Source organism: Desulfosporosinus hippei DSM 8344, from assembly GCF_900100785.1.
Classification (GTDB): Bacteria; Bacillota; Desulfitobacteriia; order Desulfitobacteriales; family Desulfitobacteriaceae; genus Desulfosporosinus; species Desulfosporosinus hippei.
Genome location: NZ_FNCP01000002.1, coordinates 146,055 through 167,041, shown reverse-complemented (window position 1 = coordinate 167,041; position 20,987 = coordinate 146,055). Strand labels below are relative to the sequence as shown.

The window sequence follows — 20,987 nt, the reverse complement described above, 5'->3', positions numbered from 1 at the left end:
AAGACTAAGAGCAACCACAAATGTTGTTGCTCTTAGTCTTTTTTTGGTGTAAACCTAGTAAATATCAAACATAACTACCTTTCTGCAAAGGAGGTTATGTCTATATTTATTAAGATTAAAGAAATATGGCAATCGTTCTTCGAAGAAGAACCTGAATCTCTTCGTAATGACCATGAATTTTACGATGCGTTACAGGAGATCTTAAATTACCTCAAACGCCTCAAAAATAATAGTTCCTATCAAGTATTTGAGTGTAGAGACGCTATTCGACAATGGAGTAATCATTACTACAGTACATGGGAAGAACAATTAACCTCCGAAGAGGTCCAGAACATTAAACTATATACCTCATGTTCTTTCAAATATAACGAGCATTTTCGACATTGTAAATATCCTAGGTATGAAAAAAAGACCCGCCATATAGATTCAGCCTTAGAAAAAGCATTCACTCCAGAAGACGTCATTGCTTTCCGCTGGATAGATTTAGAAGGACTTCAAGGGCTGGCTAGTTCATCAACCCTCTACGATGGAAAGAAATTACTTGAAAAAGGCTTTTCCAGTACTACTTTATTTTTCAACGGAAATACAGAATACTCTGCAGATGTACTATTTATTCTAAAGGTTCCAAAGGATTTTAATGGAGCGTGTTTAAAAAACATCAGCAACATTCAAACAGAAGATGAGCTTCTGTTAAAAAGAAATGCAATCTATACCGTTGAAAGGACTATTTATTCTACCACTACTCATGCTATCTTACTATGCAATGTCCAATGAACAGTCCTATCCATATACCTCTTTAGAAAATAAGGCTAGCAGCAAAAATGCTCCTAGCCGGTTTTCAAAATCTTATTTTTTAAAACTTATTTTTTCCTCTGGAATAACTCTTCTCTTGATTAACTGTTTGACTTATAATCGAAACTTTGCTAAAGTCAGCTCCACTTCTTGAGCCATTTTCGAGAGCACTTGGCTAGCAGCAGCAATCTCTTCAATGGAAGCAGATTGCTCTTCAGTTGCTGCCGAAACTGTTTGAGTCTGAACTGCTATTGATTTGCTGACTTGATTAATCTCGGTAACTGCCTCTGCAACTTGATTACTTCCCTCGGCAGTATGTTGGATTTTTAAAGTAATTTCTCGAACTTGGTTTAACACCGTTGTGACCAAATCATTGATGTCCTTAAAAGCATCATCCGCAGTGTTTACAACTTTAGTTCCAATTGAGACTTCCAGAGTTCCTTTATTCATAGCAGCAACTGCCTTTTGAGTATCTTCTTGGATTTCGAGAATAAGGGCAGAGATTTGTTTTGCGGCTTCACTTGATTGTTCTGCAAGCTTACGTACCTCGTCTGCAACCACCGCAAAGCCACGCCCCTGTTCTCCTGCACGAGCAGCTTCAATTGCAGCATTAAGAGCTAAGAGATTGGTTTGTTGAGCGATTCCAGAGATCGCATCGATAATTTGACTTATCTCTTTGGACCTTTCTCCTAAGTTGTTAATGACCTGTGCAGAGGTGTTCACGGTTCTTTCGATGTTACTCATTTGATCCATGGTTTTGTCAATAGCCTTCATACCATCTAGTGCAGATTGCGCAGCTCTTTCTGATGTATCGGCAACTACTTTAGAACTGTCGAGAATCTGATTAATACCAACCAGCATTTGGTTCACGATTTTAGTTGTGTTGTTAACAACGTTTAATTGGGTTTCAGTGCCAGAAGAGACTTCTGAAATAGCAGTGGCAATTTGATTGGAAGCTTGAGCTGACTGTTCTGCTCCAGAAGTTAGTTCCTGGGAAGTTGAAGCAACCAATCCAGAAGTTTGCGAGACTTTTTCCACTAACTCACGCAGATTATTAGTCATATCGTTAAAGGCTTTTCCTAGGAGCCCTATATCGTCATCTGATGTCACACTAATCTCACGAATATCTAAATTCCCTCCTGCTACTTGCAGAGCCGATTCTGCGATAGGTGCAATCTTCTGAGAAATCCTGCGATTGATCAGTAAGGCAAACCCAATTGAAATGGCAATAGCCCCTAGCATTCCTAATCCTGAGTAAGCAATATTTTGCCACATTTCTTCATCGGCTGTGGCTTGTCGATCAGCGATGACTTTATTAATATCGTCAATATAGTTACCCGTTCCGATAACCCATTTCCATGGTTTGAATTCTAGGGCATATCCTCGCTTGGGGTATTCTTGCTTATCGTTAGGATCGGCCTTTGGAAACCAATAATCCACATACCCTCCATTGTTCTGTCCAACTTTTAGGATCTCCTGCATAAATAGGAATCCTTTAGAATCGGCTGCATTATTGCGGTCTGTACCCGGCGCCTTAGGGTTTGTGCCATGAAAGACACATATTCCATCCGTAGTATCTCCCCAGTAATATCCGGTACCATCGTCACCATATCTCATTTTAGTCATTATTTCTTTTGCTTGTTCCTTGGCCTGAACCTCTGTCAGTACGCCTTGCTGTTGCAGTTGATAAATGCCATCTAAGGTGCTGATTGCTTGCTGAGTCACAAGGCGAAGGTTTTGGTCGTAATTGGCATTTAAGGTCGTTGAATATAAATCCATGTTTGTTTTGGCAGTACGAACGATATTCATGATATTAAAGGTTCCAATCCCGACTGCTACGGCAATTAAAAGAATTACTAAAGCTAAAATACTTTGATTCATCTTTTTCTTCTTGGCCATTACTCAATCAATCCTTTCACTGCTGTTATGTTTGGCTAACTTAATTATTTAGGAGACCGAAGCCACCAAAACACAGGAGCCCTACGATATTGTAGGTTAAAAGCCAATATGTAATGATTAGAAATGCAATCCGATTCGTGATAATTATCACAATTGTCTTGAGACTCTATCACCAATGCAATTGGTAAGATTGGTTCCACTAATAATTAATAGCTTTTAGAGTAATTTTCAAACGCTAAAATAAACAGGTATACTTAATAGTAGTTTTCAGATCTTCTAGTAATATCTTACCATAATCATTATCATTCACCAAATTAAAACAATTATTGAGTTGCATGTTGAGTTAATATCAAGTATATGATATCAACATTAAATTATCATTAAGTAATAGTAATCATTATGTTAACTCTTCTCGAATTTAACAAAAAACGACCAACAAGGAAGTTTGCCTTGCGGTCGTTTAATTTTTAAATTATATTTTATTTCATAACTACTTGAATTGAATCCTAAAATAATTGAGATTGTAGTTTCTCTTTATCCATGCAACAATCAAGTCGTTTGATTTCTACCCCTTTGTCCAATACGACTACAGTGGGTGCTTTTTCTATTCCATATTTGCCTGCCAGGCTTTTCTTAGTTGCTAAATCAACTTTCACCAATTTATATTCGTCACCATTTTCACCGATGAGTCCTTCTAATAAGGTGCTAAATTCCAAGCTTTCATTCACCAAGGCATTAAAGAATAATAACAGTGTCTTTTTGTCATTTTGGAGGATATTGGCATTAAAATGATGCAATTCTTCGATATATCTTTCGGCAGCCACAGCTGCAGTCGCACCATCACCTACAGCAGACGCAACTTGTCTCAGATATTTTACTCGATTGTCACCAATGGCATAGATCCCTTCTAGGTTGGTCTCCATACTCTCATTAACCGGAATATATCCTCTGTTGTCCATTTCGAGTCCGCTGTCCTTTAGAAAACGAGTTGACGGAATCATTCCAACAAAGAAAAATACCCCTTGACAGGTAAGTTCGGATGAAGTGCCAGTTTTAAGATTCTTTATTTTTACTCCTTCAACATTATCTTCTCCGAGAACTTCCTCGATGGTCGAATTCCAAATGAACTCCATTTTTTCGTTGTTAAATGCTCTCTCCGCACTTATTTTATTACAATCGAGGATTCCTTCATCATGTAGTACAATTACAGTTACTTTACGTGCATACTTGGTGATGAACATGCCTTCTTCAATAGCCTGGTCACCACTTCCAATAACAACAACATCCTCCCCTTCAAAAAACTCTGCGTCACAGGTTGCACAGTATGCAACTCCACTCCCCCGCAGGGATTTTTCACCAGGGATATTTAACATTCTCGGCTCACTGCCACACCCAACAATTACAGCTTTGGCAGAGAGCTCCTTACCTTTTTTAGTTTTAATGATTTTATCTTCTCCGGAAAAATCTACGCTAGTGACTTCTTCTTTTAAGAATTCAACATTAAAATGCTCTGCATGTTTCTTGAAATCCTTCATGAGATCCGGTCCACTAACCTGGATATATCCGGGATAATTAACTATTTCTCTAGTTGTATCTACTAAACCACCGATCGTCCCTTTATACATAACTAGGGTCTTCAGCTTAGCCCTACCGCCATAAATAGCAGCAGAAAGTCCAGCGGGGCCTCCCCCTATAATGATCAAATCATAGCTATTATCCACGACTTTAACATCCCCTTATAATTTGATAACTAGGCTCCAAGGACTTCTGCGATTTTCTCTTCAATAGCTTCCTCTTCAACCTTACCTGCAAGTTTACCTTGATACTCTCCGTCATTGAAAAAGAGGACTTGAGGAACCCCTTTCAATGAAAACCGTTGAAATAAATTTTTATCCTCTTCAACATCCACATAATAGAAGCCAAATTTTCCTTCATATTGAGGTTTCATTTCTTCCAACATTGGAGCAACTTGTTTGCATACATGACAATCTTTTCTTGAAAACATCACCAAGCAGGCCTCAGCATTGTCATAAATGATCTCTTCGAACTGATTTGAGTTTAATTGTTGCAAAGACATATTTCTCCACTCCTTATAACATCATTATAGTTAACCGCGCTAAATTGCATTGTCAGGTTCAAGCTCTTTTGGCTCTAATTCTAATATTTAATATATCCCATTTTTCAGGGTTATCTTCATGCATGTCTGTAGATCTATTTAAAAGGCAGCTATCAGAAAGGCAGCTATCAGCTGCTCTCTGATAGCTGCACACATTCAATAAATTATTAAACTTCTTCGGAGAAGATTTGATAGATCGGTGCTCCCTCACATTGGGCGGGGAAACGAAGACCGAGTAATACTGAAACTGAAGGAGCCACATCAACTTGTCGGATCGTACGCTCTGTTGTAAATCCAGACTTAATACCCGAACCTGCGGCTACGAAAATCGGGGAAACTGAGGTTTCGAAATATCCTTCTGAAGTTGAGATGCTATCTCCGTGCAGTCTATTGTATCCTTCTTCAACTGAGAAGAAAATATCGCCGCATTCAGGTCCGTTAGCACCGATAAGCACAGCATCTTTGTTTCTCAGGCAAATACCGATAACCCGTTTGCCGGTTCTATCATCTCTGTAATTGTATAGATCCGAAATAATTTGTTCTTCTAGATCATATTTATCTTTAGGATCCACAATGCCAAACTTGTCACGGCCTTTAAGGTTGATATAAATATAGTTACTGCGGATTTGAACAGCTCTTGTCTTTTCCCAATCAACTTCTCTGATGGAATTGCCGTTTTCGTCCTTTTTCATGACTGTATAGCCCAGTTCTTCCATGACTTTTGTATTAAGACCACCATATTCTCCGATAATCGGAGGTACGTTTTCCCCTACAATCAGACCATGGTCACTGAGAAGGAATACAGTCCAACCTTCATCTAACAAATGCATGAATTCGCCGAGATAATCATCTGTTTGCACATAGAACTTCTCAATGAACCCTTGATAGGTTTTTTCATCTGTGTGATCCCAAGGAGCAAGTGTCTTACCCAGGTGCCATAATTGATGACCTGCACAGTCAATATTGTGGAGATGAGAGAATACTACTTCATAGCCCTTCTCTTTGATGCAATAATTCATGCAGTCAGCTTGCCATTTATTGTATTTTACCCATGAAGGTTCGAAAATTTCGCCAACCAATTCAGCGTCTTCACCACCGATTAAGCTAACAGGTGGAACTACGCCAACATTTTCGATGACTTCATTAAAGAGTGTTTTAGGATGCCATAGTTGGTCATTGGCAATATCAAGTGCGTTGCTAATCCAAAGTCTAACTTTGTTACCGGCTGGATCAAGTTCTAAGATTTTCATAGAACGGCAAGCAGGCTTAGTGACTTCTTTCTTGGTAACGTCATCAATAATTCCTGTTTCCATTACATCTCGAACTAGAGTAACAATCGGCTCTTCGGCTTTCTTATTCTTATAAATGGCGACTCGATCATATTCGCCAGCTTCATTCTTCAGAATTAAGGCAGGTCGTCTCATAACTCCACCGGAAGTTAGGATAGTGAACTCTTTAGCACCTTCTGGAGCATTTGCCCAACCTGTAGCATCTTTGAGAGGAGAGTTAACGATATCATAAGCTACCTTACTACCAATAACGACTTCTGTATCTTCATCGTCCATGACATAGGTGCGAATTTCGCCACCTTGACGAGCAGTATCCCCCCACCAAAGCTCCATCATTTCATCGTCAACATCTGCATCTAAAGAATCTTCCAAATCGGTAATGATACAGCCAACTCCAGCTGGCTTATCTACTCTAGGTGCATAGCGTACATCTGTGATGTCAGGTGTAGCAACGATAACTTTTTCCCAGTCTAGTTGAGCGACACCCATATTGACAGATCCTGGTTGAGTTCCATCTACAACACTTAAATTTTCACTGTGAGAGGTCGGAGGCCAAGAACTCCCTGGCCAGTGCCAGACGAGGGTTTTCATTCCAGCTTCGGATGTAATATTCCAGATTTGTTCAGCAGTGCAATTACGGGAATCCATGTTGTATACAACAGCGTCAAGGCTTTCTGGCGATTGTCTCCAATAGCAAGTGATGCCATGAGTTCCCGGGTAAGCACCGGTAGCAAGGGTTGTCCAACAGGGTGGTGTGATTGTCGGAATTGCTCCGAGAAGCTTTAGATCTTCGCGAGCTGATCCACGTTCAATAAATTTTTTCAAATTAGGCATTTTTCCTTCAGCCAAGAACTTCTGAGTAATTCTAGGATCCATACCATCAACACCTAGAACCAATAATTTGGGGGTAAGTGCAGTTCTTTTCATAATACTTGTCACTCCTTATGAATTAATGCTAAGTTATTTGCAATTCTCCAACAAAGTGGGGAAAAGTTTGCTACTTAATGGCCAAAACACCCAGTTGCTAATACTTGTAACTTCATTCACTTTCAACACGAATTATATTCAATTCATGTTTATGTGTAAAATACCGACTAATTATGCCCCGTATAGTTAAGTTAACTAGGGCTTATTAGGATTTTTAATAGTTAATGTTGCGTGAGAAGTCTCTTTATCGTGATAACAACACTGCCTAAAGAAGGATGGTCGTGATCAGTTATCCTCTTTTGGATACTTTACATATTCAACCTCATTAGACATTTGACGGCAAAAGGCGGCTTCTGGCTGAAGCCGCCTTTTGCTATTTTCTGGGCTGGGCTTACCGCGACAGCCCTATTATGATTAGTCTTCTTCCGGATAATCGACAACTTGCACTTTATCTTCTGCGCCGAAATCCTCCTTGAGCCACTTGAGTAGGGACAGCGATAAGATGACGATAATTGCTATAATGGGTATACTTGTGGCAACGGATGAAAGCTGAACAACCGATAATCCGCCCACCATCATGATAGCCACCCCGATCACTGCAAGGAGTACACACCAGAAAAGTCTCGTCCAGAGGGGAGATTCCTGATCATTTCTAACCTCTTTGCAAGAAATCATGGAAATAATAAAGGCATTGGAATCAATGGTAGTAGCTTGGAAAATAAGCATTACAAATAGGAAATAAGGAATCACAATTTGGGTTAAGGGTAGGGTATGCAAGACTGCGGAAATCATTCCCGCGGGACCGGCGTCCTTCATAATCTGATCAAGGGCCATCCCTTGATTAATCTGAAGATCTACTGTATAGCCGCCGAACACTAAGAAGAACAGTGAACAGCCGATGGAGGTTACAACCATCATATTTATAACAACGTTTTTGATCGTTCTCCCCTTGGAAATCCTGGCAACAAATAAGCCGAAATACATAGCCCATGCTGCCCACCAGGCCCAGTAAAATACAGTCCAGTCTTGAGGAAAACCGGATTTGGTAATGGGATCTGTATATAAACTCATCCGTAAAAAGTTAGTAGCTAAAACCCCTAGGTTGTCAACATAAAGGGATAACATAAATAGGGTTGGGCCAACAAGCATGACAAAAGCTAATAATCCCATACATAACCAACTATTTAATTCCGATAACTTTTTGATTCCGCTATTTAAGCCGGATAAAGCACTATAGGTAAATGTTGCTGCAATCACCAGGGTGACCACAATTTTTACCGTCATAGTATCTTCAATACCCAGATAACCGGCGCTAACTGCCGACATCATAGGTACAACTGTTCCTAAGGTTGTTCCTAATCCGCCTACCAGACCGAGCACAACAAAGATATCGATAGCTTTGCCAACCCATCCATCTACCAGATCCCCCAATAATCCCCGGCAAGCATAGCTTGGGTAGAAGTAGGGTTTTTTTCTAACGTAAATCATGTAGGCAAAGGCGATGGCCCCTGGGACAAAGATAGCCCAAGCCGAAAGACCCCAGTGAAATATTCCATAAGCAAGAGCGAATTGCCCAGCTTGTGCTGAAAATGGTTCAGCCCAGTAAGGAGGAAACTTAAGATAATACAGAGGCTCAGCCATGGTCCAGTAAACTAAACCTGCTCCAACACCGCCTGTGAACATCATCGATATCCAGCTGAAGTCTGAGAATTCAGGTTTATCATCTTTTCCGCCTAATTTTACATTGCCATATCTGCCAAACGCCAACCAAAGTGAAAACACAACACAACCCAAAGCAAATAATAACCATAACCAGTCCATATTATAGGTTATAGCTTTTAATATGACTGCTACATAGGGTTGCAGCTCTGTACCAAAAATAAGCATTGGGGCATATAACAGAACACATAAAATAGCACTGCCCCAGAAAACAACAGGATTAATACGAGCATATAGACCTTTTGACTTCTCTTGTGACAAGTTATTCACCCTTTCTTGTGATTTAATCTGGGAACCGGGTTTTTAGATTGAAACGTTAATCAATTTTAATTTAGTCTGTTCGAGGGCTTGGGGTCATATTATGGCACCCCACTTATAAAAATTCATAAACGAAATAAGACCGTTAACTTTCCCCCTTCATAATTGTGTTTTAATTGTGGTTTAATTGTGATTTCCATCACTTATGTTGCAGATTATACGGTAAAATGCATTTCCATGTAAAATACTTAGTGATTATACCCCCTATAGTTAATATTGTGGCGAGCTATTAGGAATTTTAATAAGAAAAATACCCATATACATAGCTTCTACCAATAAAAGGTTATTTATTGCGCCTTTCTTTCTTTTGTTATATTGAATCACTCATAGTATAATGATATATAATGCTAAGTTTATAGCTTCAATTTTTTCAATATAGCAAATACACTTTCAAGGATGGTTAGAAATATGCGCTTAGAACAATTATCCTATTTAATTGCTGTCCATGAATCTAAATCGATTTCTCTTGCTGCCGAACGTTCCCACATTTCACAACCTGCGCTTAGCTCTGCCATCAGTAAACTGGAGGACGAACTAGGTGTTGTTCTGCTAAAAAGGACTAATGCAGGAGCCCAACTTACTGAAATGGGCGAACAAATTATTGTCATAGCTAAGGACGTTCTTAATAAAGTGGATGAAATCAAATCCATTGCTCATGGGGATTCAATTGAGTTACATGGTAATATTTCAATGGCGGTTGACCCAAGCATAAATATAACTGTAATGCCTGAAATATTGACAACCTTTAAACATGACCATCCTAAAGTGGATACTATTTTGAAAGTCGGAGAGTCGAATAATATACTACGGGATGTTCAATCAGGTAAAGCTGATTTTGGGATGATCTTAAAAACCGATGCTTTTTCCAAGTCAAAAGATATTAACTTCAAAGAATTGTTTTCAGATGAGTTAGTCATCATTTCCGGGAATAACTGTGAGATGACTATGGACTCCGCCACTATGACTCTTAAGAACGCCCTCACTTTGCCTATTCTTTTATACAACACTGAATACATCACTGATTGTGGCGTATCAAGTGTATTGCAAAGATATGGTGATATTAATGTCTCTTATCGAGTTGACAACCTAGAGATGATGGAAAAGATTCTATCTCAAGGTAAAACAATTGCCTTCGTCCCTCAGTTCATGGCTGACGAATACGTAAAATCCAATAAGATAAAAAAAATCACCCTCAGTGATGCCCATTTAGAGGTTACTATCCTTTTAATATGGCTGAATCGCCATCATCTCTCCTTAGTCGAAAAAGAATTTATTAAGGTCATCAAAACCGTCTGCTCCAAAAGGTATAAGTAAAACTTGCGAGCTGCAGCCTCAGGCCCTACTCTCTGACATTTATGTCCAGATAATGAAATAGCACATTTAAGTCGAGATAAATTTTCGTTATCTCGACTTTTCTATTTATTGTCATAAATGAAATAGGTTGTCATCTTTAATTGATTATAGGGGGCATATTCAGTATGTATTTTACTTATAGGCAAATCTAATCTTATAATACGATCATTCAGTAATTTAAACTTTAGTTCTATGTCAAGTCTTGTTAAATATTTCTCATAGTCGGCTACCCTTAGAAAAATATTATTTTAAGGAGTTATACAAAGCACTATGGATGCACAAACGCAATCATTATTACTAGAAAAAGACCTCGCCTTTGCAAAAAAAGGTATCAGAAGTGGCTTATTGGCAGGCGCTTGTTGGGGTTTAAACGGTGTTTTAATGGGTATGGTACTCGCTTTAGGGCCATTCACAAACAATATGAGTATCTTTGCTGCACCTTTAGTGGGAGCCTGTATCCACGATGGATTCGCCGCACTATGGCTATTTATTCATAATGTGATTAAAGGGAAATGGCGTGATTACGCACGAACCCTAAAAACCCGCCCAGCTAAGATGATCATGCTAGCCTCTATCCTAGGAGGGCCCATTGGGATGTCCGGCAATTTGCTGGGGATTTATTTTGCAGGTGCTTCCTACACGGCCGCCATCACTGCTGCTTACCCAGCCATAGGCGCAATTTTAGGAGCAATCTTTCTCAAAGAAAAACTTTCACCTCGTGTTTGGGGTGGGATAACCTTAGCTATTGTTGGCTCATTCGTAGTTGGAATGGTTCCACCGGAAGGATCAAACTATCCCTACTTTTATCTGGGCATAGGACTAGCTGCGGTTGCTGCCATCGGCTGGGCAGTTGAAGGTGTTATCTCAACTTATGGAATGGATTTAGTGGATCCAGAAATAGCAATAGGTATACGGGAAGCCACATCCTTTTTCGTCTATATCTTTGCCATTCTTCCTTTGATAGGAGGAGTAACCTACCAAATTCTTTTCAATAGTTTCACGACACCGGCTGGGTGGTATATTGCTGTTATTGCTATGATAGGCGCTACCTCCTTTTTGTCTTGGTATCGAGCAATGAATATGACAGGAGTAGGGCGCGCTATGGGCCTGAACGTTACTTTGCTTTATGGTCAGTCTTCTTTGGATGGCTGCTAAATGATTTGCAATTAACCCCTAACCTGATTATCGGAGTCATAATAATTTGCCTTGGCACTATCCTTACTATTGGCAATCCTAAAGATCTCGTCAATCTAAGAAATCGATAAGGAGGCTTACCATGGGACAGCTACCTGTGAAATTTAGAGTAGTAGATATGATCTTCCATAACGAAGGTCTCTCAAATCGGGAAATTACAAAAATGTTAAAAAAAGAGTACCCGCTTGATAGAAATGTTAATGATAAAAGTATCGACAATTATCTGCTTTCCCTAAAAGCCGTCGGCCTTATCGCCCTGACAAACGTCACCTCAGATGGCCATGGCCAGCTTAATCAATGTTATAAAATCACAGATTACGGTTCAAGCCGCATGAAATATATCAGCAATTAAACTCGTTCAGCAAAGCTTAACATCGAGACTTGGGTGGGGGGACTCTCTTCCCACCCAAGCTACATAAGGAACACCCACTTCTATAAGTGGGTGTCTTGCAATCGATAAACGGGCCTTTCCAGGAAACGATTCTTATAGTACAAAAAGCGCACTAAAAGGATCGTTTTTATCTATTTACTTAAACCAAAGGCAACAGTACCTCAACCCGCGCTCCCCGTTCATCATGATTTGAAATAGTCACTTTTCCTCCATGTTGATCCAGAATACGGTGTACAACAGATAACCCTAATCCCGTCCCCTTATCCTTAGTTGTAAAAAAGGGGTCATAGAGATAGGGCATGACCTCCTGGGTAATACCCGGTCCCTGATCACTGACCGCAAAACCTACATATCCTTCTTCCTCAACGACCTGCAAATGAATAACCCCTCCTATTCCCTGGGCTTCAATAGCATTCAGCAAGATGTTTAAAATCACTTGCTTGATCTGATCCGGATCCACCTCAACCTCCTTCTGATCCAGCAGCTCACTACGCACTCGTTCCAACTCAATGAAGTTTTGCTGTAAAGCAGGTTGGATCAAGCATATCCCTTCGTCTAAAAGTTCCTCTAACGCAATCTTCTCTCTTACCAGTTCTTTAGGGCGGGCAAAGGACAAGAACTCGCTTAATAAGCGATTTAGCCTTTCACATTCTTCTAAAAGTATTCGACAATACTCCGAAACCACTCCATCGCCACACTTTTCTTGGGCCAGCATTTGGATACTCACTTTCATTATCCCTAAAGGATTACGAATTTCATGAGCTAAGCCGGCACTCATATGTCCCAGTGCTGTTACTCGTTCAGTTTGCCGGATCTCACCTTCTAATCGTTCCCGTTCCTGCCCTTCTCGCTTTAACTTTTCCACCAATTCTTTTTGAACTATTAGGGCGAGTTTATATTTACGCTTTGCTATTCGTTCTTCTTCTGTCAAAAAGCCTGTTAACCAACCAATGACGTTAATTAAGCCGACTTCCACCCATTGGGTATATTTAGCCGCCGGTGTCAGACTACTCTGTATATGAGTCATCAGAGGTATGAAAAGCAAGGTTATAATGAAGCTGGAAATAATTCCTCCAGCCGGCCCAAAGCGCATTGCCGCGTAAATAACCGGAAGATAATAGGCAAATTGCAAGAGTATATGATAATCCACTTCATAATGATAGTTAGTATAATGAATAGTGGTTAAGATCACTATTACAAGCCCAATTATAATGAGATCAAAGAGAGCTCGAGAACGATTATGTTCCGGAGCTTCATGGTTTTGCATAGAATTCCCCCCTAAATCCCCCAATGAGGATCTATTCCGTATTTTTCTAAGCGGTATAGAAAAGCGTGCCTAGAAAGGCCCAACCGCTTGGCAGCCTGACTTTGGTTCCCCCCCGTTTGTTCCATCGCCTGCTGGAGAAAAGACTTTTCTAATTGTTCTAGCGAAACCCCCTGGGGAGGCAAAACAAAGAGATCAGGTTCCTTTACTTTCAGTGAGTTGTTAAAAATGGGCAACCCCTCATCTTCGATTACCGGCCCTTGAGAAATAATCACCATTCGTTCCACCACGTTTTCTAATTCGCGGACGTTACCCGGCCAGTCATACTCCATAAGCCGCTTAAGAGCTCCGGGGCTAAAAGCTTTTGCTTGCCCGTAAGTCCTTAGTTTCTTTAAAAAGTGGTTCACTAGCAAAGGAATGTCTTCCCGACGTTCTTTTAAGGGCGGAATAAAAATCGGAAAGACACTGAGTCGATAGTAGAGGTCTTCCCGAAAACGTCCTTCTTGAGACTCTTTCAGTAAATCACGATTTGTCGCAGCAATAATCCGCACGTCAACCTTGATTGTCTTCTCTCCACCGACCCTCTCGAAAGTACGTTCTTGCAAAACCCTTAAGAGTTTTGCTTGGACATTAAAGGACAGTTCCCCAATCTCATCGAGAAAAAGTGTCCCTCCATCGGCTAATTCAAAACGTCCGCTCTTGCGAGCGTGGGCTCCTGTAAAAGCTCCTTTTTCATGTCCAAACAGCTCACTTTCCAACAGAGTTTCAGTCAAAGCAGCGCAGTTTACTCGGATGAAAGGTCCATTAACGCGAGGACTTAAGGTATGTATAGCGTGGGCAACCAATTCCTTACCGGTTCCTGACTCCCCCTGAATTAGTACCGTAGCTGGTGTAAGGGCCACTCGCTCTACTAAGTGTTTGACCCCATTCATTGTTTCACTATTCCCCACAAGCTGCCATCCCCCGCTGCGAACTTCTCCTTTTAAATAATCCACCTGTTCACGTAAACTTTCTACTTCAAAAGCTTTAGCAACGGTTATGAGTAACTCATCAATATCAAAAGGTTTCAGCAAATAGTCATGAGCTCCGGCCTTCATAGCTCCAACCGCTGTTGCAGTACTTCCATGGGCAGTCATCATGATTATCATTAAGTCTGGGTAATGCTCTTTCAAGGTCTTTAGAACCGTTAACCCATCAACCTTTGGCATTTTCAAGTCTAACAGAACTAGATTTGGCCGCTCTGCTACGGCCCTATCTAAGGCAAGTTGACCGTCCTCGACAACTTCCACCTCATAGCCTTCCCTACTTAATGCCCTTTCCAACACCCAACGCATATTCGCTTCATCATCTGCGATTAGAATCCTTCGCATTATAATTCTCCTCATTTGTGGGATTTCCAACATCACAGTGTGGGAAATCCCACAGTTTTTTAATTAATCCTGTCTTCCACTACCAACTCTTGCTTAACTTCAGAACAGTAGCCATTAAAGAATCTATCTTATATTCAATATATGATCACAAGCCACAAGTATTTATTCTCAAAAAACAAGACCTTTTTACTCATTTGCCTTCGCTAAACGAGTTTTACGATTATATTTAGAATTTCCATTTCAAAAAAACAATGTCGAACCTGCCAACTTGGCACACCTTTTGCATATATTCTAAATCAAAATCTACTTTATAGGAGTGTGCTTCATGACTAAGAACTTTAAATCATCACTTATATTATTGGCTTTAGCTTCAAACTTACTATTTGCACTTCCAATGATGGCCGACACCAAATCAGCTCCAACTAGCACCATGACCGATCAAAATATGTCAGGCCATTCTTCTTCTGAAGCTGCACACGGTGAATCCCAAGCAACAGAAATCACAGTCGCTAAGGATGAAGAGTTCGAAGTGAGTGTACAAACTGACCCTGAGAAACCTACCCCGAACAAACCTGTCACCATTATGATTTCCGTAAAAAATCAATCTACCCAAGAACCTGTTCTGGATGCCTCCGTGAATGTAAGTATGATGCTCATGGACAGTGGTTCACACAGCAACATGTCTGGAATGAGTATGGACTCTGACACTACTATCAAAGGACAAGCAACCCTTGACAACATGGAACCCGGAATGTATGCGGTTACTCTCACACCAACAAAACAAGGGGAATGGAGCCAGGACATTCAGATCAGCTCTCCTACTCATGGGGAAACCACCCTTACGGTGCCACTTACTGTTTCCAAAACCGGTCCTAACTGGCTCCTCATCGGAAGTGTTGGAGGTATAGTAGTACTAGCAGGTATTATTGCCCAATTCCTCAAACGAAAGCAGTCTACTGTCAAGGAGGTTCAGTAATATAATGAGTCAAAAAACACAACCTAACTCCTCTCAAACTAAAAACTTTCTTAAGTTTAAACCGCTAAAAAGATTTTTGCAAAGTTCACTGTATCCCGGAATTTTTCAATGGCTGGCTGTGATTATTTTCGCAGTTATTATGGTAGAAACCCTAGCAGGGCCTACCAATGCCCACGATAACTTCGGCACTGCCGCAACTTGGGTTCTCTGGTGGCCTCTCCTGCCTCTCTTCTTCTTTCTATTTGGCCGCTTCTGGTGTGCCGTCTGCCCCTTTGCCTGGGTGAGTGATTTGACACAGCGGTTTTTGGGAGCTAATCGTAAAGTTCCAAACTTTTTAAGAAAATATGGTCTCTGGATCATTGATATCACCTTTATCTTCATCACTTGGTCTGACCACATTTGGGGAGTTGTTGAATCTCCAAGGGGCTCCGGAACTCTCCTTCTGCTCATCCTTGGCGGTGTTATGGTCACAGCTATGCTCTTCGAACGACGTACCTGGTGCCGATATCTATGCTTTCTAGGCAGCTTATCAGGAAACTACTCTCGTACCGGCATGCTGGAATTACGAGCTGACAAAGAAATCTGTAAAACTTGCACGACTAGAGATTGTTACAAAGGTAACTCTAAAGCAGCCGGCTGTCCTATGTTCGAATTTCCTATGGCTATGGAAAACAACGCTAATTGTAATCTTTGCGGCAACTGTATTAAAAGCTGCCCCCATGATTCAATTCGCTTAACCCCCCGCAAGCCAACCAGCGAGTTTTGGGGGATGACCCGAGCACGTTTCGAAGAATCTTTCTTAGCAATTGTTATCGTTGGAATTGTCTTTGTTCAAAATATTACCATGCTGGAGTTTTACCCGACCTACTTGAAGTGGGCAGAACTTTCTCTGGGAATTGCTAACAGGGATATCGCCTTTACAATTCTCTTTGTCATCGCAATGACGACTCCGGTACTATTATTATTTTTAGCAACTGCAATATCCCAGCGATTCACTGGCGAAACACTGCGGACTGCCTTCGCTCGCTTTGGCTACGCAGTCATTCCGCTTGATCTGGCCGCCCATATGGCCCACAATTTGTTCCACCTTCTGGCAGAAGGGAAATCCATTTACTACACCTTCATGGGCCTTTTCGGAAAACACATTGAGGGACCAACTTCCTTTGTTTCCGACCCAACGATCCAAATCATGCAATACACCCTGGTTATTTCTGGAACATTTGGATCTCTATATACTGCCTATAGGATTGCCAAAAAGAACTATGGAACTAAGAAAGCTCTATCTGTCGCGATGCCCTATTTAGTTGTCATCTTGATCTTCGGTGTGCTGAACTTTCTAACCTTCGTGGTTAGAATGGATATGAGAATGTAAAGGAGGACTAGAGATGAATAACAACCTTACCGAAAAAAAACAAAAATTCACCCAGCCTCAGAAGAATAATACCTTGCTTTACACTATTGTAGGTATCTTAACTGTTGTTATTATGATAGGAACCTATTTCTTTGTGGCGAACAGCAACAAACCTAATCCTTCAGTTACTGCAGCTGCAGATATTGGACAAACAATAAGTTATAGCCCTAGCGAAAAACTTGAGCAGACGAAAGCAGAAAGCAAAATCGAAAACGGAAAGGCCATTGTTACCACCCTCAGTGCAGTGAAGGAGAAGAAATTTATTTGGACAGAATATAAAGAAGACGGAAAACGGATTCCCTTAACAGCTTTTGTCCAACCCGACGGAAAAGTGATGGTAGCAGTCAGCTTTTGCGAACCCTGTAGAGGCGAAACTTTCCACATCATAGGAAATCAAATAGTTTGCAATGTCTGTGGGACTACCTGGGATCTTCAGACACTTAAGGGGTTAAGCGGTGGTTGTCAAGACTATCCCCCCGAAGCACTCACTTACTCTTTAAATGGCGACAATCTTGAAATCCCTCAAGCAGTACTTGATGCTTGGGAACCCAGGGTTTAAGAAGTCTTTCTTAACGCACTCGTTTTACGGGTGCGTTCACTCTAACCAGAGACGCTAGTTAACTTAACTTTATCCAATGACTACCAGCCGTAAGACTCCCATCTTCTATCTTCTATAAGCACGAAAGCATCCAGTGACGAAACCCGGGTGAGGGTTTCGCGGTGAGGATGAGATAACGGCTGCTACGTCCCTGGATAAGTTCTTCTAAGCTTCAGATGGAGTAGTATTCCTTTTAGGCAAACTCTATCTGAAGCTTAGAATCACTTGATGCAACTTAGGAGGAAACCTAAATGTCTTTAATTAAAGTGTGCGAGGTTAGCAAATCCTATGGGGGTGGAGACAAAATCGTCGAAGCCTTAAGCAATATCAATCTGGAGATTAACCAAGGGGAATTTTTAGCTTTGATGGGCCCTTCAGGTTCCGGCAAAAGTACTTTATTAAGTATTATTGGAGGGTTGACCCCCCCAACCTCCGGCACACTCAAGATCGATGATATTGATGTCTATGCTTTAGACTTGGAACGATTAGCAGATTTCCGTCATGAATACGTCGGATTTGTTTTTCAGCAATATCAATTAATTCCTTACCTGACTGCCTTAGAGAATGTAATGCTCCCGCTGGCCATAACCTCCCGCCCCGGAAAAGAACAACGTGAGATGGCCTTAACTGTTTTAGACAAAGTTGGTCTCCGCTCTAAATCTCATCGTCTCCCCAATCAATTATCCGGCGGGGAACAAAACCGAGTGGCTATTGCTCGAGCCATTGTCAACCGTCCGGCAATTATTTTTGCGGATGAACCCACAGGAAGTTTGGACTCAAAAACAGCAAAAGAACTCTTAGAATTGTTCCAAGCCCTTAACAAGGATGGTTTAACCATTATTATGGTAACCCATAATGAGGAAAATCTGACCTGGGTCACCCGCGCTATTTATATCCGTGATGGAGTTTTGGCTCAAATCCCTTAAAGCATTATGGAGGACTTGAAATGCGTCTTACTAACATAGCGTTACAAAATATTCGCCGCCGTAAAACACGCTCAGCACTATTAATACTCAGCGTCATTATCGGAGTGGCTTCGATAATCTTTCTCTATACAACGACCCAAGCTATGAAAGAAGATATCGCCAACAAGCTTGACCAGTTTGGTTCTAATATCCTCATTCTCCCTGAAACAGGTCAATCATTAACCTTTGGCGGCATTACTGTGGAAGCCCCCTCACAAATCAAAGAGTTGGATATGTCCTACATCTCCCTTATGCAAACCATCAAAAATAAAGAGACCCTGGCAACCATTGCTCCAAAACTTTTGGTAACTACTAACCTCAAGGGGCGAGATATTTTGTTGTTAGGCGTAGATTTCCCTCAGGAATTGCGGCTGAAGAAATGGTGGAAAGTAGATGGTCTGGAGAAAAAGCAAATTCCAAATTCCGGTGAGGTGTTATTGGGGAGGGATCTGGCCCTTTCTCTCGGGCTTTCCTCGAATCAAACTATAACAATCCTGGGGCAGGCCTTTAAAATAGCCGGTGTTATCCAGCCCACAGGTTCTATCGAGAATGATCAAGCAGTATTTATGGATTTAGCAGTACTGCAAAAATTAGCTGAACGCCCTAATTTGATTAGTCTCATTGAAGCAGCTGCCTTATGTTATACCTGTCCGATCGAAGAGGTTACTCAACAATTAAGTGATAAACTGCCTGGCACTAAGGTCACTGCTTTAATGTCCAGCTTAGAATCTCGAGAAGATACCTTTAACAAGTTTAACGTCTTTGCCCAGAGTGTCGCTGTGATTATTGTCCTAGCCAGCAGTTTAGTAATTACAATGACCATGAAAGCTTCTGTCGAAGAACGAACCAGAGAAATCGGCATCTTTCGAGCAATTGGCTTTAGGAAACGTCATATTATAAAAATCATCCTCACCGAGGCAGGCTCTTTGAGCTTTCTGGGTGGATTAATAGGTTATAGTCTTGGTATGAGCATGGCCGTAAATTTTGGTGCAGAGCTCATGAAATCTCAAGTCCCTATTTCCTGGCAACCAGATTTACTGCTCTATACCCTTTGCTCTTCACTTCTAATTGGTCTGCTCGCCGGCCTGCACCCCGCTTGGAGAGCTGCCAAGCTTGACCCAACTGAATCATTGCGCTATCTGTAAAGAGTGTAAAGGGGACGGTCCTTTTAACACACTTCAGCATATTTCTCATTCAAACTTCACTCTTAATTCGATAAACTTTCAATTTCGGAGGAAACCATGACTTTAACAGATATTGCGATCCAAAATTTACGCCGTCGGAAGGGAAAAACTCTTTTCTTACTGCTTACGTTTATTTTAGTAGTGGCTATTTCTGTTACATTGAATTCATTAGCTAAGAACATGCAAGCGGATTTACAAAAAAGCTTGACTCAATATGGTGCCAACGTCGTTATAACTCCCAAGTCTGAACAATTTACCCTTAGCTACGGAGGGCTCTCGGTTCCCGGAGTTAATTACGAAGTTAAGCATTTAAGCGCCGAAACCTTAACCCTATTAAAAAGTTATCCTGACCTAATGTTAAATAGCATTGCCCCCAAAATTATTGGCTCGGCCTCCAGCACTAAGAATCGCTATCTAATTATTGGTGTTGATTTTCCCAGTGAAGTAAAAATGAAACCCTGGTGGCATATTGATGGCCGATTTCCCAGTGAGCAGGAAGTTCTTATTGGCTATGGTCTGGCTAAACAAGAACACTTAGCAATCGGGGATACTCTGGAACTCAACCGTCAGATCTATTCCATTGTGGGGATCATGCAGTCAACAGGCGGCTCAGAAGACAATGGAGTATTCACCGATTTCAGTACCGCTCGATGGATTACCGGAATCGATTCTTGGTCTATGATCGAACTCAATACTGCTCAACCGGCTAATACTGCTGCTCTCCTAAGTAAAGTTCTCCCGGAGGCTAAGGTTTCAGAAATCTCTCAGTTAGTCCAGGGAACCCAAGAAAATATTGATCGGTTTACAAGCTTTTCCTTGCTTAGTTCTCTCATATTAGGGCTTATCGCTATTTTGATTATATTCGCTACTACTACTGGTAATATCAACGATCGTATTACTGAAATTGGTATCTTTCGAGCTATCGGTTTCCGGCGTCAACACATCTTGGCCATTTTTATTCGTGAAATACTTTTGATAAGTCTTGCCGGAGGAATTATTGGATATCTTCTCGGAATCTTGACCTCTGCTCTGATTGCCCCCATGGTTTTACAAAAATCTATGAGTTTTGCCTTCCATCCTTTCATTGCTTTGACCGCAATCGGCGCTTCTGTCATAATAGGAATAGTTTCAATTCTTTTCCCAGCTTGGCTGGCCATTAATATCGACCCTGTAGAAGCGTTATCTTCGATTTAAAAGTTCATCTTAGCGATAAATCTGTCT

Annotated in this window: 17 protein-coding genes; 10 read left to right on the top strand and 7 right to left on the bottom strand. The window is 41.1% G+C overall.

Going from position 1 to position 20,987, the window contains the following annotated elements; genetic code table 11:
- Window positions 1-96: 96 nt before the first annotated feature.
- Window positions 97-774: an ADP-ribosyltransferase gene (locus tag BLS16_RS02700; RefSeq protein ID WP_092329510.1), complete on the top strand. Its 678-nt coding sequence runs from the start codon at window positions 97-99 to the stop codon at window positions 772-774.
- Window positions 775-906: 132 nt separating this feature from the next.
- Here the strand turns inward: BLS16_RS02700 and BLS16_RS02695 are convergent, their stop codons facing one another.
- From BLS16_RS02695 to BLS16_RS02675, 5 genes are all read right to left on the bottom strand, one after another.
- On the bottom strand, window positions 907-2,691 hold the full coding sequence (locus BLS16_RS02695; protein WP_092329508.1) for a methyl-accepting chemotaxis protein: 1,785 nt from the start codon (window positions 2,689-2,691) through the stop codon (window positions 907-909).
- A 506-nt stretch (window positions 2,692-3,197) separates the two neighbouring features.
- Window positions 3,198-4,412 (bottom strand): FAD-dependent oxidoreductase, encoded by a 1,215-nt coding sequence (locus BLS16_RS02690; RefSeq protein ID WP_092329505.1) that lies wholly within the window; start codon window positions 4,410-4,412, stop codon window positions 3,198-3,200.
- Between the two features lie 29 nt (window positions 4,413-4,441).
- Window positions 4,442-4,768, bottom strand: coding sequence for a thioredoxin family protein (locus tag BLS16_RS02685; protein WP_092329503.1), 327 nt, complete (start codon window positions 4,766-4,768; stop codon window positions 4,442-4,444).
- A gap of 206 nt (window positions 4,769-4,974) precedes the next feature.
- Window positions 4,975-7,023, bottom strand: coding sequence for an alkaline phosphatase family protein (locus tag BLS16_RS02680; RefSeq protein WP_092329500.1), 2,049 nt, complete (start codon window positions 7,021-7,023; stop codon window positions 4,975-4,977).
- Between the two features lie 414 nt (window positions 7,024-7,437).
- Entirely contained in the window at window positions 7,438-9,003 is a 1,566-nt protein-coding gene (locus tag BLS16_RS02675; protein WP_092329497.1) for a BCCT family transporter, read from the bottom strand.
- Between the two features lie 465 nt (window positions 9,004-9,468).
- Here BLS16_RS02675 and BLS16_RS02670 point away from each other — a divergent pair, with 465 nt between their 5' ends.
- From BLS16_RS02670 to BLS16_RS02660, 3 genes are all read left to right on the top strand, one after another.
- Window positions 9,469-10,374 (top strand): LysR family transcriptional regulator, encoded by a 906-nt coding sequence (locus tag BLS16_RS02670; protein WP_092329495.1) that lies wholly within the window; start codon window positions 9,469-9,471, stop codon window positions 10,372-10,374.
- A 309-nt stretch (window positions 10,375-10,683) separates the two neighbouring features.
- Window positions 10,684-11,568: a DMT family transporter gene (locus BLS16_RS02665; protein WP_242876164.1), complete on the top strand. Its 885-nt coding sequence runs from the start codon at window positions 10,684-10,686 to the stop codon at window positions 11,566-11,568.
- A 121-nt stretch (window positions 11,569-11,689) separates the two neighbouring features.
- Window positions 11,690-11,959, top strand: coding sequence for a hypothetical protein (locus tag BLS16_RS02660; protein WP_092329492.1), 270 nt, complete (start codon window positions 11,690-11,692; stop codon window positions 11,957-11,959).
- Window positions 11,960-12,137: 178 nt separating this feature from the next.
- Here the strand turns inward: BLS16_RS02660 and BLS16_RS02655 are convergent, their stop codons facing one another.
- Both BLS16_RS02655 and BLS16_RS02650 read right to left on the bottom strand, forming a co-directional pair.
- Window positions 12,138-13,265 (bottom strand): two-component system sensor histidine kinase NtrB, encoded by a 1,128-nt coding sequence (locus BLS16_RS02655; RefSeq protein WP_092329491.1) that lies wholly within the window; start codon window positions 13,263-13,265, stop codon window positions 12,138-12,140.
- Window positions 13,266-13,276: 11 nt separating this feature from the next.
- On the bottom strand, window positions 13,277-14,632 hold the full coding sequence (locus BLS16_RS02650) for a sigma-54-dependent transcriptional regulator (RefSeq protein WP_092329488.1): 1,356 nt from the start codon (window positions 14,630-14,632) through the stop codon (window positions 13,277-13,279).
- 325 nt (window positions 14,633-14,957) lie between these two features.
- On the opposite strand from BLS16_RS02650, the gene BLS16_RS02645 reads away from it, so the two are divergent.
- From BLS16_RS02645 to BLS16_RS02620, 6 genes are all read left to right on the top strand, one after another.
- Window positions 14,958-15,608 carry a COG1361 family protein gene (locus BLS16_RS02645; RefSeq protein WP_092329486.1) on the top strand — a complete coding sequence of 217 codons (651 nt, stop codon included), beginning with the start codon at window positions 14,958-14,960 and terminating at the stop codon, window positions 15,606-15,608.
- 4 nt (window positions 15,609-15,612) lie between these two features.
- The gene (locus tag BLS16_RS02640) at window positions 15,613-16,980 is read left to right on the top strand and encodes a 4Fe-4S binding protein (protein WP_092329483.1); all 1,368 of its coding nucleotides are present in this window, start codon (window positions 15,613-15,615) and stop codon (window positions 16,978-16,980) included.
- Between the two features lie 13 nt (window positions 16,981-16,993).
- On the top strand, window positions 16,994-17,578 hold the full coding sequence (locus BLS16_RS02635) for a DUF2318 domain-containing protein (RefSeq protein WP_092329481.1): 585 nt from the start codon (window positions 16,994-16,996) through the stop codon (window positions 17,576-17,578).
- 290 nt (window positions 17,579-17,868) lie between these two features.
- Complete coding sequence (locus BLS16_RS02630) at window positions 17,869-18,543, top strand: ABC transporter ATP-binding protein (RefSeq protein ID WP_092329478.1); 675 nt, start codon at window positions 17,869-17,871, stop codon at window positions 18,541-18,543.
- 20 nt (window positions 18,544-18,563) lie between these two features.
- Window positions 18,564-19,727, top strand: a complete 1,164-nt coding sequence (locus BLS16_RS02625) for an ABC transporter permease (protein ID WP_092329476.1) — start codon at window positions 18,564-18,566, stop codon at window positions 19,725-19,727.
- 96 nt (window positions 19,728-19,823) lie between these two features.
- Window positions 19,824-20,960: an ABC transporter permease gene (locus BLS16_RS02620; RefSeq protein WP_092329473.1), complete on the top strand. Its 1,137-nt coding sequence runs from the start codon at window positions 19,824-19,826 to the stop codon at window positions 20,958-20,960.
- Window positions 20,961-20,987: the final 27 nt, after the last annotated feature.